At 66.6% G+C, this 15,570-nt stretch carries 15 protein-coding genes and 1 riboswitch; of the genes, 10 read left to right on the top strand and 5 right to left on the bottom strand.

All coding sequences use genetic code 11. From position 1 onward, the window contains the following. Nucleotides 1-193 precede the first annotated feature (193 nt). On the bottom strand, nt 194-1,432 hold the full coding sequence (locus E2E30_RS10315) for a threonine ammonia-lyase (RefSeq protein ID WP_133189530.1): 1,239 nt from the start codon (nt 1,430-1,432) through the stop codon (nt 194-196). A gap of 54 nt (nt 1,433-1,486) precedes the next feature. Between E2E30_RS10315 and E2E30_RS10310 the strand changes: the two genes are divergently transcribed. Then, entirely contained in the window at nt 1,487-3,148 is a 1,662-nt protein-coding gene (locus E2E30_RS10310; RefSeq protein ID WP_133189528.1) for an amidohydrolase, read from the top strand. 73 nt (nt 3,149-3,221) lie between these two features. Here the strand turns inward: E2E30_RS10310 and ctrA are convergent, their stop codons facing one another. From ctrA to E2E30_RS10295, 3 genes are all read right to left on the bottom strand, one after another. Then, nucleotides 3,222-3,926, bottom strand: coding sequence for a response regulator transcription factor CtrA (gene ctrA / locus E2E30_RS10305; RefSeq protein WP_133189526.1), 705 nt, complete (start codon nt 3,924-3,926; stop codon nt 3,222-3,224). 107 nt (nt 3,927-4,033) lie between these two features. After that, entirely contained in the window at nt 4,034-5,098 is a 1,065-nt protein-coding gene (locus E2E30_RS10300; RefSeq protein ID WP_133189524.1) for an AI-2E family transporter, read from the bottom strand. Then, nucleotides 5,095-6,000: a LysR family transcriptional regulator gene (locus E2E30_RS10295; protein ID WP_133189522.1), complete on the bottom strand. Its 906-nt coding sequence runs from the start codon at nt 5,998-6,000 to the stop codon at nt 5,095-5,097. The genes E2E30_RS10300 and E2E30_RS10295 overlap by 4 nt, the downstream gene beginning before the upstream one ends. A 125-nt stretch (nt 6,001-6,125) precedes the next feature. Between E2E30_RS10295 and E2E30_RS10290 the strand changes: the two genes are divergently transcribed. Beyond that, on the top strand, nt 6,126-6,824 hold the full coding sequence (locus E2E30_RS10290; RefSeq protein WP_133189520.1) for a pirin family protein: 699 nt from the start codon (nt 6,126-6,128) through the stop codon (nt 6,822-6,824). A 138-nt stretch (nt 6,825-6,962) separates the two neighbouring features. Continuing rightward, nucleotides 6,963-7,565 (top strand): NAD(P)H:quinone oxidoreductase, encoded by a 603-nt coding sequence (wrbA, locus tag E2E30_RS10285; RefSeq protein WP_133189518.1) that lies wholly within the window; start codon nt 6,963-6,965, stop codon nt 7,563-7,565. Here the strand turns inward: wrbA and E2E30_RS10280 are convergent. Next, entirely contained in the window at nt 7,555-8,358 is an 804-nt protein-coding gene (locus E2E30_RS10280; RefSeq protein WP_133189516.1) for a M15 family metallopeptidase, read from the bottom strand. The two genes, wrbA and E2E30_RS10280, sit on opposite strands and share 11 nt — an antisense overlap. Before the next feature lie 70 nt (nt 8,359-8,428). Between E2E30_RS10280 and E2E30_RS10275 the strand changes: the two genes are divergently transcribed. From E2E30_RS10275 to E2E30_RS10245, 7 genes are all read left to right on the top strand, one after another. Beyond that, nucleotides 8,429-9,121 carry an RluA family pseudouridine synthase gene (locus tag E2E30_RS10275; protein ID WP_133189514.1) on the top strand — a complete coding sequence of 231 codons (693 nt, stop codon included), beginning with the start codon at nt 8,429-8,431 and terminating at the stop codon, nt 9,119-9,121. A 32-nt stretch (nt 9,122-9,153) separates the two neighbouring features. Beyond that, a riboswitch (TPP riboswitch) is annotated at nt 9,154-9,263 on the top strand. A gap of 30 nt (nt 9,264-9,293) precedes the next feature. Continuing rightward, entirely contained in the window at nt 9,294-11,597 is a 2,304-nt protein-coding gene (locus E2E30_RS10270; protein WP_133189512.1) for a TonB-dependent receptor, read from the top strand. 4 nt (nt 11,598-11,601) lie between these two features. After that, the gene (locus E2E30_RS10265; RefSeq protein ID WP_133189510.1) at nt 11,602-12,744 is read left to right on the top strand and encodes a phosphotransferase enzyme family protein; all 1,143 of its coding nucleotides are present in this window, start codon (nt 11,602-11,604) and stop codon (nt 12,742-12,744) included. Continuing rightward, nucleotides 12,744-13,301 carry a nicotinamide riboside transporter PnuC gene (gene pnuC / locus E2E30_RS10260; RefSeq protein WP_133189508.1) on the top strand — a complete coding sequence of 186 codons (558 nt, stop codon included), beginning with the start codon at nt 12,744-12,746 and terminating at the stop codon, nt 13,299-13,301. Before E2E30_RS10265 ends, pnuC begins: the two co-directional genes overlap by 1 nt. A 189-nt stretch (nt 13,302-13,490) precedes the next feature. Further along, nucleotides 13,491-13,856 (top strand): CsbD family protein, encoded by a 366-nt coding sequence (locus tag E2E30_RS10255; RefSeq protein WP_133189506.1) that lies wholly within the window; start codon nt 13,491-13,493, stop codon nt 13,854-13,856. A gap of 4 nt (nt 13,857-13,860) precedes the next feature. Continuing rightward, a complete protein-coding gene (locus E2E30_RS10250) occupies nt 13,861-15,393 on the top strand; it encodes a PAS domain S-box protein (RefSeq protein WP_133189504.1) in 1,533 nt (510 codons plus the stop codon). Then, nucleotides 15,390-15,563, top strand: coding sequence for a CsbD family protein (locus tag E2E30_RS10245; RefSeq protein WP_133189502.1), 174 nt, complete (start codon nt 15,390-15,392; stop codon nt 15,561-15,563). Before E2E30_RS10250 ends, E2E30_RS10245 begins: the two co-directional genes overlap by 4 nt. The last annotated feature ends 7 nt before the right edge of the window (nt 15,564-15,570 follow it).

Genomic DNA, 15,570 nt, shown 5'->3' with positions numbered 1-15,570 from the left:
CCTGCCGCCCCAGCGGCCAGTTCGCACCGCCGTTATGAATCTTCCCGAACGTGATGAAAAGCGGCTTTACCAATATTGGTGGTTAATGCCGCATTTGCTGAATCGATTCAGCGCGCTGGCAATAAAATGCACCGATCCGGGCCCCTGCGATAGAGTCGCGGGACTCGGTTGGCCGCACGCCAGATTCGTTTCGTCACGCGAGTTCGACGGTGCTCACTTCATAGCCCCCGGCGCGCAAAGCGGCGATGAGCCGGTCGAGATGCGCGCGGTCGCGCGTCTCGCATTCGACATCGGTGATCAGGCCCTTGGCGGGGAGCGTCGTGAAGACGCGCTGATGATAGATCTCGATGATGTTGACGCGTTCGGCATCGAAGATCCGCGCGACGTTGAACAACGCCCCGGGCTGATCCTGCAGCCGGATCCGCAACCGCGCGAGCCGGCCCGAGCGCGCGAGATCACGCAGCAGGACGTTGGCGAGCAGCCGCGTGTCGATATTGCCGCCGCACAGCACGACGCCGACGGTCTTGCCGGCGAAGCGCTCGGGATGCTGGAGCAGCGCGGCGAGGCCGGCTGCGCCCGCACCCTCGACCACGGTCTTCTCGATCTGCAGCAACAGGCTGACGGCGCGTTCGAGATTGCGCTCGCTGACCAGCACGATGTCGTCGACCAGCGCCTTGACCATCCCCGAAGTGATCCCGCCGGGCTCCTTGACCGCGATGCCCTCGGCGAGCGTATCGCCCGCGCACGGCATTGCGGTGCCGTTGATGCGGTTGAACATCGACGGGAACAACTCGGCCTCGACGCCGACGACTTCGATCGGATGGTCGGCCGCCGCAGCGACCACCGCCATGCCCGAGATCAGGCCGCCACCACCGATCGGGGTGAGGAAGGTGTCGATGCTCGGCACATCCTGCAGCATCTCGATCGCGCAGGTGCCCTGGCCGGCGATCACGCGGACGTCGTCGAACGGATGGACGAAGGTCAGCCCGCGCTCGCCTTCGAGCTCGCGGGCGTGCGCATAGGCCGCGTCGAACGTGTCGCCGAACAGCACGACGGTCGCGCCGTGGCCCTCGGTCTGCGTCACCTTCACGGTCGGCGTGTTGGTCGGCATTACGATCGTCGCCGGGATGCCGAGGCGATTGGCGTGATAGGCGAGGCCCTGTGCATGGTTTCCGGCCGACGCCGCGATCACGCCGCTGGTGCCCGCGGGCAGTTGCAACAGCGTGTTGAGCGCGCCGCGCTCCTTGTACGCCGCGGTGAATTGCAGGTTCTCGAACTTGAGATAGACCGTCGCCCCGGTCAGCTCGGACAGCGTCTTGCTGATGAACGTCGGCGTCCGCACGATCTGATCGGCGATCCGCGCGTGCGCCGCCTGGACATCGGCGAGGGTGACGGGGAGGGTTTCGGGCGCGGGGCGGGGATGAGTAGCCATGCCGCCGCCTAGACCATCTGGCGCGACGAAGGAACATTGCTTATCGCATTGCGCATGCAGACCAAGTCCTTCGCCCGTCGCGCCGCATTCGTCCTTGCGGCGCTCTCGCTCCCGAGTGCTGCCTTTGCTGATGGGTTGATCGACAATGTCACCGGCATCACGCTCGACAAGGACGGCAAGGTCCTGCGCTTCACCGGCCTGCTGATCTCGCCCGAGGGCAAGGTCGTCAAGCTGCTCGCCGACAGCGAGAAGCGCCCGGTCAAATTGGACTGGCGCGCCGACGAACATGGCAAGGTGCTGCTCCCCGGTTTCATCGACGCGCATGGGCATGTCATGGAATTGGGCTTCCGCGCGCTCGAGCTCGATCTGTCGGGCACCAAGTCGCTCGACGAGGCCAAGGCGCGGATCGCGGCTTACGCCGCCGCCAACCCCGAGAAGAAGTGGATCATCGGCGGCGGCTGGAACCAGGAGGTGTGGGCGCTCGGCCGCTTCCCGACTGCCGCCGATCTCGACGCGGTGGTCAGCGATCGCCCGGTATGGCTCGCGCGCGCCGACGGGCATGCGAGCTGGGGCAACAGCGCTGCGCTGAAGGCAGCGGGCGTCACGGCCAAGTCGGTCGCCCCCGCGGGCGGGCGGATCGAGAAGACCGGCCCGCTACCGAGCGGCGTGTTCGTCGATGCGGCGCAAACGCTGGTCGAGAAGGTCGTGCCGCAGCCGCAGCCCAAGGAGCGCGACGTCGCCTTCCTCAAGGCGCAGGAGATCCTGATGTCCTACGGCATCACCGCGACCGCCGACATGGGCACGAGCATGGACGATTGGCTGGCGTATCGCCGCACCGGCGACGCGGGCAATCTGCGCGTGCGGATCATGAGCTATGGCATGGGGGTCGATACCGCGGTGCGGATCGGCGGCGCCGGGCCGACGCCGTGGCTCTATGGCGATCGGCTGCGGATGGGCGGGGTCAAGCTCTATGCCGATGGCGCGCTCGGGTCGCGCGGCGCTTGGCTCAAGAAGCCGTATAGCGATGCGCCGGGGCAAACGGGGGCGGGGTTCATGTCCGACGACGTGATCCGCAATTACATGAGCCGCGCCGCGCTTGATCATTACCAGGTCGCGGTCCATGCGATTGGCGACCGCACCAATTCCGAAGTGCTCTCGGCGATCGAGGACATGGCCGATACGTACAAGGGCGATCGCCGCTGGCGGATCGAACATGCACAGATCGTCGATCCGGTCGATCTGCCGCGCTTCGGCAAGAACGGCATCATCGCCTCGATGCAGCCGACGCACCAGACGAGCGACCGCGCGATGGCCGAGGCGCGACTCGGGCCGGATCGGCTCATCGGCGCCTATGCGTGGAACTCGATGCTCAAAAACGGCGCGACACTGGCGTTCGGGTCGGATTACCCGGTCGAGAAGCCCGATCCGTTCGCCGGCTGGGCGGCGGCGTTCACGCGGCAGGATGTCGATGGGCAGCCGTTCGGTGGTTGGCGCCCCGAAGAGCGCATCACGCGCGAGCAGGCGTGGTGGGCGTTCACTGGGGGCGCGGCCTATGCCGGCTTTGCCGAGGACAAGTTCGGGCGCCTGGGCGTCGGGCAGCGCGCTGATTTCATCATCGTCGACCGCGACCCGCTGCTCGCTTCGCCAACCGAATTGCGCGCGACCAAGGTCGAGCAGACCTGGATCGGCGGCGCCAAGGCATGGAGCCGCAAGTAAAGAAAAGGCCGCGACGTCCCCCGATGTCGCGGCCTGTCTCCCGCCGCAGCGGGAGCGGTAAACTGTTGGGCGATCAGGCGACGGCCGCGGGTGCCATCATCTCGTCGGCCTCGCGCAGCACATAGCCGCGACCCCACACGGTCTCGATGTAATTCTCGCCTTCGCAGGCGAGCGACAGCTTCTTGCGCAGCTTGCAGATGAAGACGTCGATGATCTTGAGCTCGGGCTCGTCCATCCCGCCATAGAGGTGGTTGAGGAACATTTCCTTGGTCAGCGTGGTGCCCTTGCGCAGGCTCAGCAGCTCGAGCATCGCATATTCCTTGCCGGTCAGATGGACGCGGCTGCCATCGACTTCGACCGTCTTGGCGTCGAGGTTGACCGCTAGCTTGCCGGTGCGGATGACCGATTGGCTATGGCCCTTCGAGCGGCGCACGACGGCGTGGATGCGCGCGGTGAGTTCTTCGCGGTGGAACGGCTTGGTGACGTAATCGTCGGCGCCGAAGCCGAAGCTGCGGACCTTGCTGTCCATCTCGTTGATCCCCGAAAGGATCAGCACCGGCGTCTGGACGCGCGCGACGCGGAGCTTTTTCAGCACGTCGTAGCCGTGCATGTCGGGCAGATTGAGGTCGAGCAGGATGATGTCGTAATCGTAGAGCTTGCCGAGATCCAAGCCTTCCTCGCCGAGGTCGGTCTTGTAGACGTTGAAGCCTTCGGCCGTCAGCATGAGCTCGATCGCCTTGGCGGTCGTCGGCTCGTCCTCGATCAACAATACGCGCATCTGGCGGTCCCCATTGCTTACCAGACGATCGGAGCTCCCTGCGGCCCGATATGCCTGACACAAACCATTAACCTGATCAGTGATGAAGGCAAAAGGTTAATTTCGCATTAATCGGCCTGAATCCGCGATTCGCGGGGTGATTCGGCATCGTCTGTGAGGTCCTCGCCGAGCACCTCGCGCAGATACAGGCTGCGCACGAGCGAAAATCCGACCACCAGCAGTCCTGCCGAAAAGAAGAGCCCGAACAGCCCGAACACGAAGCCGATCGCAATGATCGCGAACACCGTGATCGCGGGCGGGATGTCGATCACGCGGCTCTGGACATAGGGCGTGACGAAGTTGGTCTGGATCACGCGGACGATCGCATAGGTGATCAGCGTGCCCATCAACGGCGCCGTTCCCGCGGTCGCGGCAAGCCCGAGCGCGGGAAGCATTGCAGCGGTAGGCCCGACATAGGGAATGAATTCGCTAAGGCCCGCGAGCAGCCCGAGCGCCCACGCCGAGGGCACGCCAGCGATCCACAGCCCCGTGCCGACGAGCAGCCCCATCGAGGTCATCCCGATCAACTCGGCGCGCAGCCACAGCCGCAGCGTCGTGCCGACATCGACCAGCGCATCGGCAAACGCCGGGCGCACCGATGGCGGCACGAGCAGCAACGCGCCGCGCTGATAGACGTCGGGGTCGGCGGAGAAGAACAGGGCGCCGACGAGGAGGAGGATGCAGTTGAGCAGCAGCTGGCCGCTGCCGCTCAGCAGGCCACCGATGTCGCTGGCGACGCGCGATCCAGCGAATGCCGCCTTGACCGCTTCGACGATCTTCGCACCGACCGGCGATTGCGACATCCAGTGCGAAAGCTGGTCGAGCAGATGCGGCAATTGCGAGACGAGCTGGTTGATCTGCTGCGCGAATTCGACGCCGAACAGCCACCCGAGAAACCCGATCACCGCGAGCACCGTGGTCACCGCGAGCGGCATCGTCGCGCGTTGCGGGACGACCCGGCCGTAGAGCTCGGCAATCGCGCGGATGGCGACTGCGCCGAGCATCGAGCCGAACGCGAGGATCAGCAGATTGCCCGCACGCCACACCGCCGTAGTGAGCGCGACGATCAGAATGACGATCAGGACCCGGCGGATGAACCGGGCATCGTCGGCATCGGGGGCAAGGCGCTTCACCCTTCGCGAACGCAAGGGTTGCGAACTTTCTCCGTCAAAAAGTCCATCAGCGCCTCGACGCGCGCGGGCCGCAGCGCACTTGGCGGGGTCACTAGGTGCAGCGCGATCGGCGGTCCGTGCCAGTCGGCGAGCACGACCTCGAGCTTCCCCGAGGCAAGGTCGGGACCGACAATGAAGTCGGGAAGCAAGCCGATGCCGAGTCCAGCGCGGAGCGCCGGGAGCAGTGCGTCGCCGCTGTTCGCCGATAGCGGGCCTCTGGGCCGCACGGCAGCTTCTGCACCACCAGGGCCGAAGAAGCGCCACGGTCCGGTGACGTTGGTATAGCCGAAACAGGCATGTTCGCCGAGTTGCGCGGGATGGGTCGGTCGGCCCTCTCGCGCGAAATACTCAGGCGAGCCGACTATATGGATGGCGATCGGCCCAAGCCGACGCGCGCGCAGCGAACTGTCGGGCAGGTCGGCGATCCGCAGCGCGATATCGAACCCCTCGGCAACGATATCGACCTTGGCGTCGGACAGGATCAGTTCGATCTCGATGCCGGGATGGAGCAGCAGGAACTCGGCGACGAGCGGCGCGACGATCGCGAGGCCGAGCGTCATCGGTGCGCTCAACCGTACCAGCCCGGTCGGGGTCGTCGCGGCATCGTGCGCGGCTTCCTCGGCGGCGATCGCCTCGGCGAGAATCCGGGCGGCATGTTCCGCCAGGCCCTTGCCGGTCTCGGTCAAGGTCAGCCGGCGCGACGTGCGGTGGAACAGCGATTGCCCGAGATGCGCCTCGAGCCGCGTCACCGCTTTCGACACCGTCGCCTTCGAAACGCCGATCGAATCGGCGGCTCCACTGAAGGAGCGGTGTTCGACCACACTGGCGAAAATCGCCCAGGCTTCGAGATCGGGAAGACGCATTTGGTACAAGGCTCCAGGCGACGCGTTTCCTTACATGTCGAAACGATCGGTTTCCAGTGTTTCCATTTACCGCGCAATCCAAACGCCTATCTTGGTGCCAACGCAATTCCTTCGGGAGATCCGCAATGATCGAGAGACGTTCGTTCGAGAGCCTCGGCCATGCCGAGCATGGCTGGCTCAACGCCCGCCACCATTTTTCCTTCGCCAATTATTACGAGCCCGCCCGCATGGGCTGGGGCGCGATCCGCGTGTGGAACGACGACGAGATCGCCGCCAACAGCGGCTTCCCGCCGCATCCGCATCGCGACATGGAAATCGTCACCTATGTCCGCAAGGGCGCGATCACGCACAAGGATTCGATGGGCAATGAAGGCCGCACCGGGGCGGGTGACGTCCAGGTGATGAGCGCCGGGACCGGCGTGCGCCATGCCGAATACAATCTCGAGCCCGAGCAGACGACGATCTTTCAGATCTGGATCGAGCCGAGCCGCAAGGGCGGATCGCCGAGCTGGGGCGCAAAGCCTTTCCCGAAGGACGATCGTTCGGGGCAGTTCGTGACGCTGGCGAGCGGCTTTGCCGAAGACACCGATGCGCTGCCGATCCGTGCCGAGGCGCGCGTGCTCGCAGCACTCGTGCGGGCTGGCGAGACGATCACGCACGAAGTCGGCCCCGGGCGGCACGCGTATCTCGTGCCCGCGACGGGATCGGTCGAGATTGACGGCCAGACCTTCAAGGCGCGCGATGGCGCGGCGATGGATGGCGGGCAGACCGTGACGATCACCGCGCTCGAGGATTCCGAGTTGGTGCTCGTCGACAGCCAGTAGCGTACGCGTATCCCCCTCCCGCTAGCGGGAGGGGTTAGGGGAGGGGCGTGCCTCGGGCGCTAACCTCTCCGTGTCAGACTTCCCTCCCCCAACCCCTCCCGCAAGCGGGAGGGGAGCTAGCAGAAGAAGGACTATCCGATGACCAAAGTTCTCGTGCTGTATTACTCGTCCTACGGCCATATCGAGCAGATGGCCGACGCCGTCGCCGAAGGCGCGCGCGCCGGTGGTGCCGAGGTCGACATCCGCCGCGTCGCCGAAACTGCGCCGCAAGCGGTGATCGAAGCGGCGCACTTCAAGACCGATACCGCGCACGAAGTGATCTCCGGCCCCGACGCGCTCGCTGACTATGACGCGATCATCGTCGGCGCACCGACGCGCTTTGGTCGCATGCCGAGCCAGATGGCGTCGTTCTGGGATACCACCGGCGGGCTGTGGTTCGGCGGCAAGCTGATCGGCAAGGTCGGCGGTGCGTTCACCTCGACCGCGAGCCAGCATGGCGGGCAGGAGACGACGCTGTTCTCGATCATCACGAACCTGATGCATCACGGCATGACGATCGTTGGCCTCGACTACGGCTTCCAGGGCATGACCGGCGTCAAGGAAGTGGTCGGCGGCACGCCGTATGGCGCATCGACGATCGCCGATGGTGACGGCAGCCGCCAGCCGCATGCCGAAGAGCTCGCCGGCGCGCGCTATCAGGGCAAGCGCATCGCCGAGACGGCGGCCAAGCTCAAAGCCTGAACCATTTGCGCCTCCGCCGCTCGACCGGAGCGATGATCGGCGGCGGCAGCAATTGCGGGAGCATGACGGGTGGCGGCACCGACGGTGGCTTGAGCCAGAGGTCGGATATGTCGGTCACCCGCGGGCTCGCCGGGTAGCTCGCGCGCGCGCGGCCGACCGCCAGGCGCGCGCGCGTCGCGCCAGGCACCTTCAGATTGGCGCCGACCCAGCGCCAATGCCACGGCTCCCACGTGACGCCTTGCGCATTGCCGATCGGGAACGACAGTTCGAAACCGAAGTCGGGCGCGTGGCTGATCAACCAGCGACCGGCGGGAGTCGTCGCGATGCAGCTGTCGACATCGGCGCATCCCGCCGACGGCCGGATCGCGAAGTCGATCGCATAGCCCGTTGCGTGCTCGCTGAACCCCGGCGGCGCGACCGTCAGCGCGCGCATCGCCGGGTCGCCGCAATGGCCGCGTCGGCGATTGTGGCAAAAGACCGCGCGCTGGTGCGCAATCGAGCGGAAGCACGACAGGCCGCGGAGCGTCTTGCCTACGCTGGGCGTCAGCGCGGCGGCGGTCAGCATCCGCGCAAGGTCGGGCGCGGCATCGCGATTGATCACGCAAGGCTGGCCGACCGCGAAACCGGGCGGCGCCGCAACCAGATCGCCGATTGCGACTTCAGGATAGGGCAGGTGGCCAAGCATGCGTCCGTCGGCCATCGCAGCGGGGAGGTCGCCGGGATAAAGGCCCGCCGGAACAGCCGTTTGGGCGAGCGTGGGGGAAGCCGCCCACGGCGCGAACGCGATCCCCATCGCCCAAGTTCGCATCGCTCGCACGGCGCGGGCTCTGGCATGTCGGCGCTTGCGGTGGCAAGGGGGTGGGATGCTAGCCAATCATGTTCTTTTCCTCGACGGCGAGGCGCTTGTCATCGACAAGCCCGCCGGTCTCCCGGTCGATCGTCCGCGCGATGGGTCGCTCTCCCTCGAAAACCATCTCGACGGGCTGACCTTCGCCTTCAAGCGCTGGCCGGTGCCGGTGCATCGGCTCGATCGCGACACGTCGGGCTGCCTGCTGCTGTCGCGCAATCCCAAGGCGCACGCGCGGCTGCAACAGGCGTTCGAGCAGGGTCTCGTGCGCAAGCGCTATCTCGCGGTGCTCGAGGGTGTGGTCGAGGGTGAAAGCGGGCTGATCGATCTCGCGCTTGCGAAGGTCAGCACCGAAGAGACCGGCTGGCGGATGGTCGGCGATCCGCTCGGCGCCAAGGGCAGCAAGGCATCGCGGACCGCGTGGCGCGTGCTGTCGATCAAGGACGGGCGCAGCTTCGTCGAGTTCATCCCCGAGACCGGCCGAACGCACCAGATCCGCGTCCATGCCGCCGAGGCGCTCGGCGCGGCGGTGGTCGGCGATCCGATCTACGGCAACGGGACCAAGGCGAACGGCGCCGCAACGCTGCTCCACGCCGCCGAACTGATGGTGCCACGGGCGGGCAAGGAGCCGATCATCGCCAAGGCGCCGCTCCCCGAGCGCTTCATCGCGGCGGGATTTACCGAAGCTGATGCCGCGCCCGCGCAATAGCGCTTTCCTCGCGTGACCTGACCGACTAAGCCCCGCGCTCCCCGGGGGGCCGCTAATGCGCGGCTGAGAGGTGGGCTGCAGCCCACGACCCGCTGAACCTGATCCGGTTGATACCGGCGTAGGGAGGGCTGGCGGCAGACTCCGTTACCCCTCCGTGTAGGAGTGACGACGGATGACACGCAGGCTTTCCACGACCGACGGCATCGCGCGCGGCGCGCTCGGCTTCGCGCTGCTGTCGAGCGCGGTGCTCGCGGTCCCGGCGTTCGCCGAGGACAAGGACCCGCCCGGCGATATCGTCGTCACCGGCCATCCCGATCCCGAAGGCCTGCTGCCCGACCAGCACGCGCCCAAGGCGCAAAGCGCGATCTCGGCCGATTTCATCACCAAGCAAGCGCCCACGCTCAACGCGTTCCAACTCATCGGCCTGCTGCCCGGCGCGAACGTCTCGTCGAGCGACCCCTACGGCCTGTCGACCAGCTCGAGCCTGACGCTGCGCGGGCTCGGGCAGGACGAGATCGGCGTGCTGCTCGAAGGCGCGCCGCAGAACGACATCGGCTATTATTACGCCTATCCGGCGCAATTCGCCGATGCCGAGAATCTCAAGCAGATCACGCTCGCGCAAGGCGCGGTCGATCTCGACTCGCCGACCGTCGGCGGGGCGGGGGGGCTGCTGTCGCTCACGCTCGACGATCCCAAGGCGAGCCCGCAGGCGCTCGTCAATCTCTCGCTCGGATCGTACGCCGCGCGGCGCGCCTTCGTGCGGGTCGATACCGGCACGATCGGCCGGACCGGGCTCAAGGCGTTCGTGTCCTACTCCAACATCCGCGCCGACAATTGGCGCGGGGCGGGGTTCGACACGCGCCAGCATGTCGACGCCAAGCTGCTCAACGAATGGGGCAACGGCAACCGCGCGAGCCTCGCCGTGTCGTTCAACGATGCCAATTCCTCGACCTATCCCAGCCCGACGCTCGCCGACTGGAAGGCTGAGGGGCGGGGGTTCAATTACGACCGCAGCTATAGCGCCGGGAACACCAATTACTGGCGGCTTCACCGCGCGCCGTTCCGCAACGTCTATCTCGCGGCACCGCTGCATCTGGTGCTCAATGATCGGCTGACGCTCGACACGACGAGCTATCTCCAGTTCGGCTACGGCAATTCGCCCTACGGCACGGCGCTCTCGACCACGGGCAATTACCTCGGCACCGAGGCGCTGGGGCCGGTCGCGCTGCCCGGCGCGGTCGACGGCACGGCGACCGTGCTCGGTAACTATACCGGCGACCAGTTCCGCGGCGGCACCGTCGCCAAGCTCACGCTGGCCGCCGGAGCGCACCGGATCACGGCTGGCCTGTGGTTCGATTACGGCAAGGACCGCGTGCTGCAGACCTATGGCGCGGTGCGTGCGGACGGGCGCCCGGTCGATCCGTGGGGCTATCAGGATACGGCGATCCGCACTGCCGACGGTCGCTTGCTGGCGTATGAGGATCAGCGCACGCTCACGGTGACCAAGGGTTTCTTCCTCGCCGACAGCATTACGCTCACCCCGCGGCTGACCATCGACGTCGGGTTCAAGGGCGTCGATCTGCTCCGCAATGGGCGCAATTATTTGCCTGGTCCGCAATCGGCGGTGCGCCGCGACAGTTTTGCCGCACTGCCGCGCGCGGCGATCCATTATCAACTCGACGACCGGCAGCAGCTGTTCGCCAACGTCACCACCAACTTCCGCGGCCCCAACGAATTCACGCTCTACAACAGCTATTACGGCGGTGTGCTGAGCACGCAGGGGACGAACGCGCTCAAGAACGAATATTCGGTCTCGCAGGAGCTCGGCTATCGCTACATCGGGCCGAGCCTGTCGGCGTCGGTGACCGCCTTCCATTACCATTTCCGCAATCGCCAGCTCGCCACGCTGGTCGATGTCGGTGGCGCGCAGGTCAATTCGACGCTCAACGCCGGCAGCCAGACGTCGTACGGCGTCGATGGCGAGATCGACTACCGCCCCGCCGCCGGGGTCAGCCTGTATGTCTCGGGCGAATTTCTGCGCGCGCGGCTCGACAATGACCTGCCGGTCGGCGCGGATTTCCTGCCGACGCGCGGCAAGCATGCGGTGTCGAGCCCGACCTTCCAGGTAGGGCTCGGCGGGACGTATGACGACGGCCGCTTTTTCGGCAGCAGCGCGCTGAAATATGTCGCGCGCCAATATGCCACCTTCGTCAATGACGAGAGCATCCCGGGCTATGCGACGCTCGACCTGTCGGTCGGCGTGCATCTGGCCGAGTGGCTCGACGGCAAGCGTACCGATCTGCGGCTCAATGCGATCAACGTCACCAATCCGCGCGTGCTGTCGGGCGTCGCGGCGGTCACCCCCAACGCGCGGGACACGATCGGGCGTCGCGGGAGCGTCATCGCCGGGGCAGCGCCGGCTTATTATGTCGGGAGCGGCGCGGCGCTGATCGCGACGCTGTCGCGCGTGTTCTGATCCCATGGCCGCAAGCGCCCCGCATCTCGTCCACGGCATGGGCACCACGCTCGAGCCGCCGACCTGGCCTGCCATCACGCATGATGACGCGGCTGCCGCGCTTGCGCGCTTCCCTGTCGCCGGGCGGCTCGAGGCGCTTGAGTGGCATTCGCCACGGCCCTTCTCGGCGGCGGCGCGGGTGCGCACGACGCGCGGCATGTTCGTGCTGAAGCGGCACCACCCGGCGGTGCGGACGCCAGCGGGCCTGGCGGAGGAGCACGCCTTCATCGCGCATCTCGCCGTTGCCGGGATACCGGTGCCCGAAATCCTGCTGACCGACGCCGGGACAAGCGCGATCGCCGTCGGCGACTGGACCTATGAGCTGCACCGCCAAGGCGCGGGGCTGGACCTGTACCGGGAGCGGCTTTCCTGGACCCCGTACCTCGCGGCCTCGCACGCGCATGCGGCAGGTGCGTCGCTCGCACGGCTACACGCAGCATCGCGCGGTTTCGCAGCGCCGGCGCGCGCGGTGCAGCCCTTGGTGGCGAGCTTCAATATTCTTCCCAGCACCGATCCGTTGGCGGCCACCGAGGCCTATGTCGCGGCACGGCCGGCGCTAGCGGCATTCCTCGAACCGCGCGACTGGCGGCCGGCGGTGGCGCGACTGTTTGCCGAGCTCGGCCAGGGTGTGCCGGAAGCGCTGGCGGCGCGCGAGGCGCTGTGGACGCATAACGACTGGCATCCCTCGAACGTGCTGTGGAGCGCGGACGGGCAGGTGGAGACGGTGTTCGACTTCGGTCTCGCCGACCGCACCTGCGCGGTGCACGATCTCGCGACCGCAATCGAGCGCACTGCGATCGACTGGTTGGCGTTGGGGCAGGGGAGAGACGCGACGATCGGCCATCCCGAGACCGCGCAAGCGCTGCTCGCGGGGTATGCGACGGTGATCCCGCTCGACCGCGGTGAGGTGGCGGCGCTGCTGCGCGTGCTGCCGCTCGTCCATTTCGAATTCGCGCTGTCCGAGATCGACTATTTCGCGGGTGTCGTCGGCGATGACGAGCAGGCGAGTGTGGCGTGGGACCAGTATCTGCTCGGCCACGCCGACTGGTTCATCGCGCCACACGGACAAGCTTTCCTGAACACCATCGAGCATGGGCCACTCGGCTGATGTCCGCGCTCGAGATCGTCGCTGTCATCGTCAGCCTTCTCGGCATCTGGCTGACCGCCGTGCGGCGGATGCTGTGCTGGCCGATCAACCTGCTGGCGTGCGCGCTCTACTTCAAGCTGTTCCTCGACGTTCGGCTCTATGCCGACATGGTGCTGCAAGCGCTGTTCGGCATCGCCATCGTGTATGGCTGGATCGTCTGGGCGCGCGGCAAGGAAGATGATGGCGACGTCGTGGTCGAGCCGCTGCGCGCGGGGCCTGCGGCAATCGCGCTTGCGGCGGGCGCGATCGGGGCGGTCACGATCGGGTGGGGCACGAGCCACTATACCGATGCGGCACTCCCGTGGATCGACTCCGCGCTGAGCAGCTTCAGCCTCGTCGCACAATATTGGACGGCACGGCGACATCGCGAAAGCTGGTTGCTGTGGGTCGCGGTCGACGTGATCTATGTCGGCATGTTCGTGTTCAAGGGGCTGATGCTCACCGCCGGCCTCTATGCCGCGATGATCGTCCTGGCAGGGCTTGGCTATCGCCGCTGGCGGACCGCGCAGCGCGTTTGACGCTGCGACGGCGGGTAGTTCTTACCTAGCGCATGGCGCAAAAATACTAGGAACCGCGCATCGACCTCGCCGTTATATGGGTCCGATCCGAGCACAATTCGGTGGTGTGCGATGCCGGGCAAGGGATGTTCCCTGCGTTCGGCGCCACGCCGCGGTTGCGGATTTCTTCTTCGGACAAGGAGCGAGAAAATGAACAAGGACGAATTCCAGGGCGGCGCACGCTATATCGGCGGCAAGATCGAAAAGGCCGTTGGCGACACCGTCAACAGCCGCGACTGGCAAGTCGATGGCGTGGTCGATCAGGTCGCTGGTGGCGCGCAGAACCTTTACGGTCGTGCGAAGTCGGCGATCGGCGACGTTGTCGACGGCGCGCCTGAGCTTGCCGACAAGATCGGCAGCGAGGCGCGGGTCGCCGGTGATCGTGCGCTGGACGCCGCCAAGCGCGGTGCGCGGACGGCGCAGGACTCAGTCAAGCAGGCACCCGTGCTCTGGGCGCTCGGCGCGGCAGCGCTCGGCTACGGCCTGGCGTGGCTCGTGCACGGCCAGCGCGACTGATCGCGTGACCGTGGCCCCGGCCCTCAAGTCGCTGCGGGACTCCGCCGATCTGCGCCATTTGCGCCAGATCATCGCGGGGCTCGACGAAGGCGTCATCCTGGTCGACCCCGACCAATCGATCCTGTGGGCCAACGAAGCGGCGCTCGGGATGCACGGGGTCGACTCGGTCGAGGCGCTCGGGGCCACGGTCGACGATTATCGCCAGCGCTTCCAGCTGCGCTATCGCAACAACCACCGCTTGCGCGGCGCCGATTATCCGATCGAGCGCGTGGTTGCGGGCGAGGCCTTTTCCGAGGTCGTTGTCGAAGTTGCGGTCGCTGGCGAGGCCGAGCCGCGCTGGGTCCACCAAGTGCGCAGCCTGGTGCTGACCAACGCCGAGGACGAGCCCGAATGTCTCGTCCTGGTGATCCAGGACGTCTCGGCACGCTTCGAGGCGGAGGATCGGTTCGAACAGTCGTTCAACGCCAATCCGGCACCGGCGGTCATCTGCCGGCTCAACGACCTGCGCTTCGTGAAGGTCAATCAGGGCTTTCTCGACATGACCGGGCACGACCGCGACACCGTGCTCGCAAAGACGGTCTACGACATCGACGTTCTGGCGCGCGCCGAGAAGCGCGATCTCGGCAAGGAGCGGCTCGCCGAGGGGCGGACCATCCCGCAGATGGAGGCCGAACTCGACTTGCCCACTGGCGAGACGAAACTCGTCATCGTCGCCGGGCAGCCGATCGACATGGGCGATCAACCGTGCATGCTGTTCACCTTCGCCGATCTCGAACCGCGTCGGAAAGCCGAAAACGCGCTGCGGCAGAGCGAGGAGCGCTTCACGCGGACCTTCTCGCTTGCGCCCGTGGCGCTCGCGATCGGTGCGCTTGACGGGCATCGGCTGTGCGACGTCAACGCGGCCTTCACCGCGCTGACGGGCTATGCCGCCGACGAAATCATCGGGCGTCCGCTCGGCGAAGTCGGCTTGTGGGAGACCCCGGCGCTGCAACACGCGCTCGAGGGCGAGATCGATGCGGGGCATGCGCTGCGCGATCGCGAAGTCCGGATCCGTTTGAAGGACGGCGCGGTCATCGACGGTATCGTTTCGACCGAGCCGATCCTGCTGCGTGACGAAGCGTGCGTGCTGTGGGCGATGCGCGACATCACCACGCGCAAGACGTCCGAACGCGAACTGGTCGGCGCGATCGAGGCGGTGATGAAGGATACCAGCTGGCTGAGCCGCTCGATCATGGAGAAGCTGGCGCGGATCCGCGCGCCGCAGGCCGAGCCGAGCGGAGTTGGGCTCGATGAGCTGACGCAGCGCGAGCGCGAAGTGCTGGCGTTGATCTGTCGCGGGCTCGACGACAAGTCGATCGCGCGGACGCTCGATCTGTCGGGCAATACCGTGCGCAACCATGTCGCGCGGATCTATGCCAAGATCGGCGTCAATCGCCGCAACGCCGCTGCGGCTTGGGCGCGCGCACGCGGCTTTGACGGTGACTCGATGTCGGTTTCGCCCGGGAACGAATCGTCCGAACGGGAGGTCGCAGCATGACGCAGCGCCGCGAAAAGGGCCGCGCCCGCCAGGCGAAGGGTTCGATCCAGGAAGCGATTGGCAAGATCATCGGCGACGCCGATGTCGAACGGCAGGGGCGGCGCGAGAGCGAAGCCGGAGCCGATCAGGCCCGGGGCGAAAGCCCCATGACAAGGGACGGCGACGACTGACGCCGGT

It is taken from the genome of Sphingomonas sp. AAP5 (genome assembly GCF_004354345.1).
Classification (GTDB): Bacteria; Pseudomonadota; Alphaproteobacteria; order Sphingomonadales; family Sphingomonadaceae; genus Sphingomonas; species Sphingomonas glacialis.
This window is presented reverse-complemented; position numbering and strand designations above follow the sequence as displayed.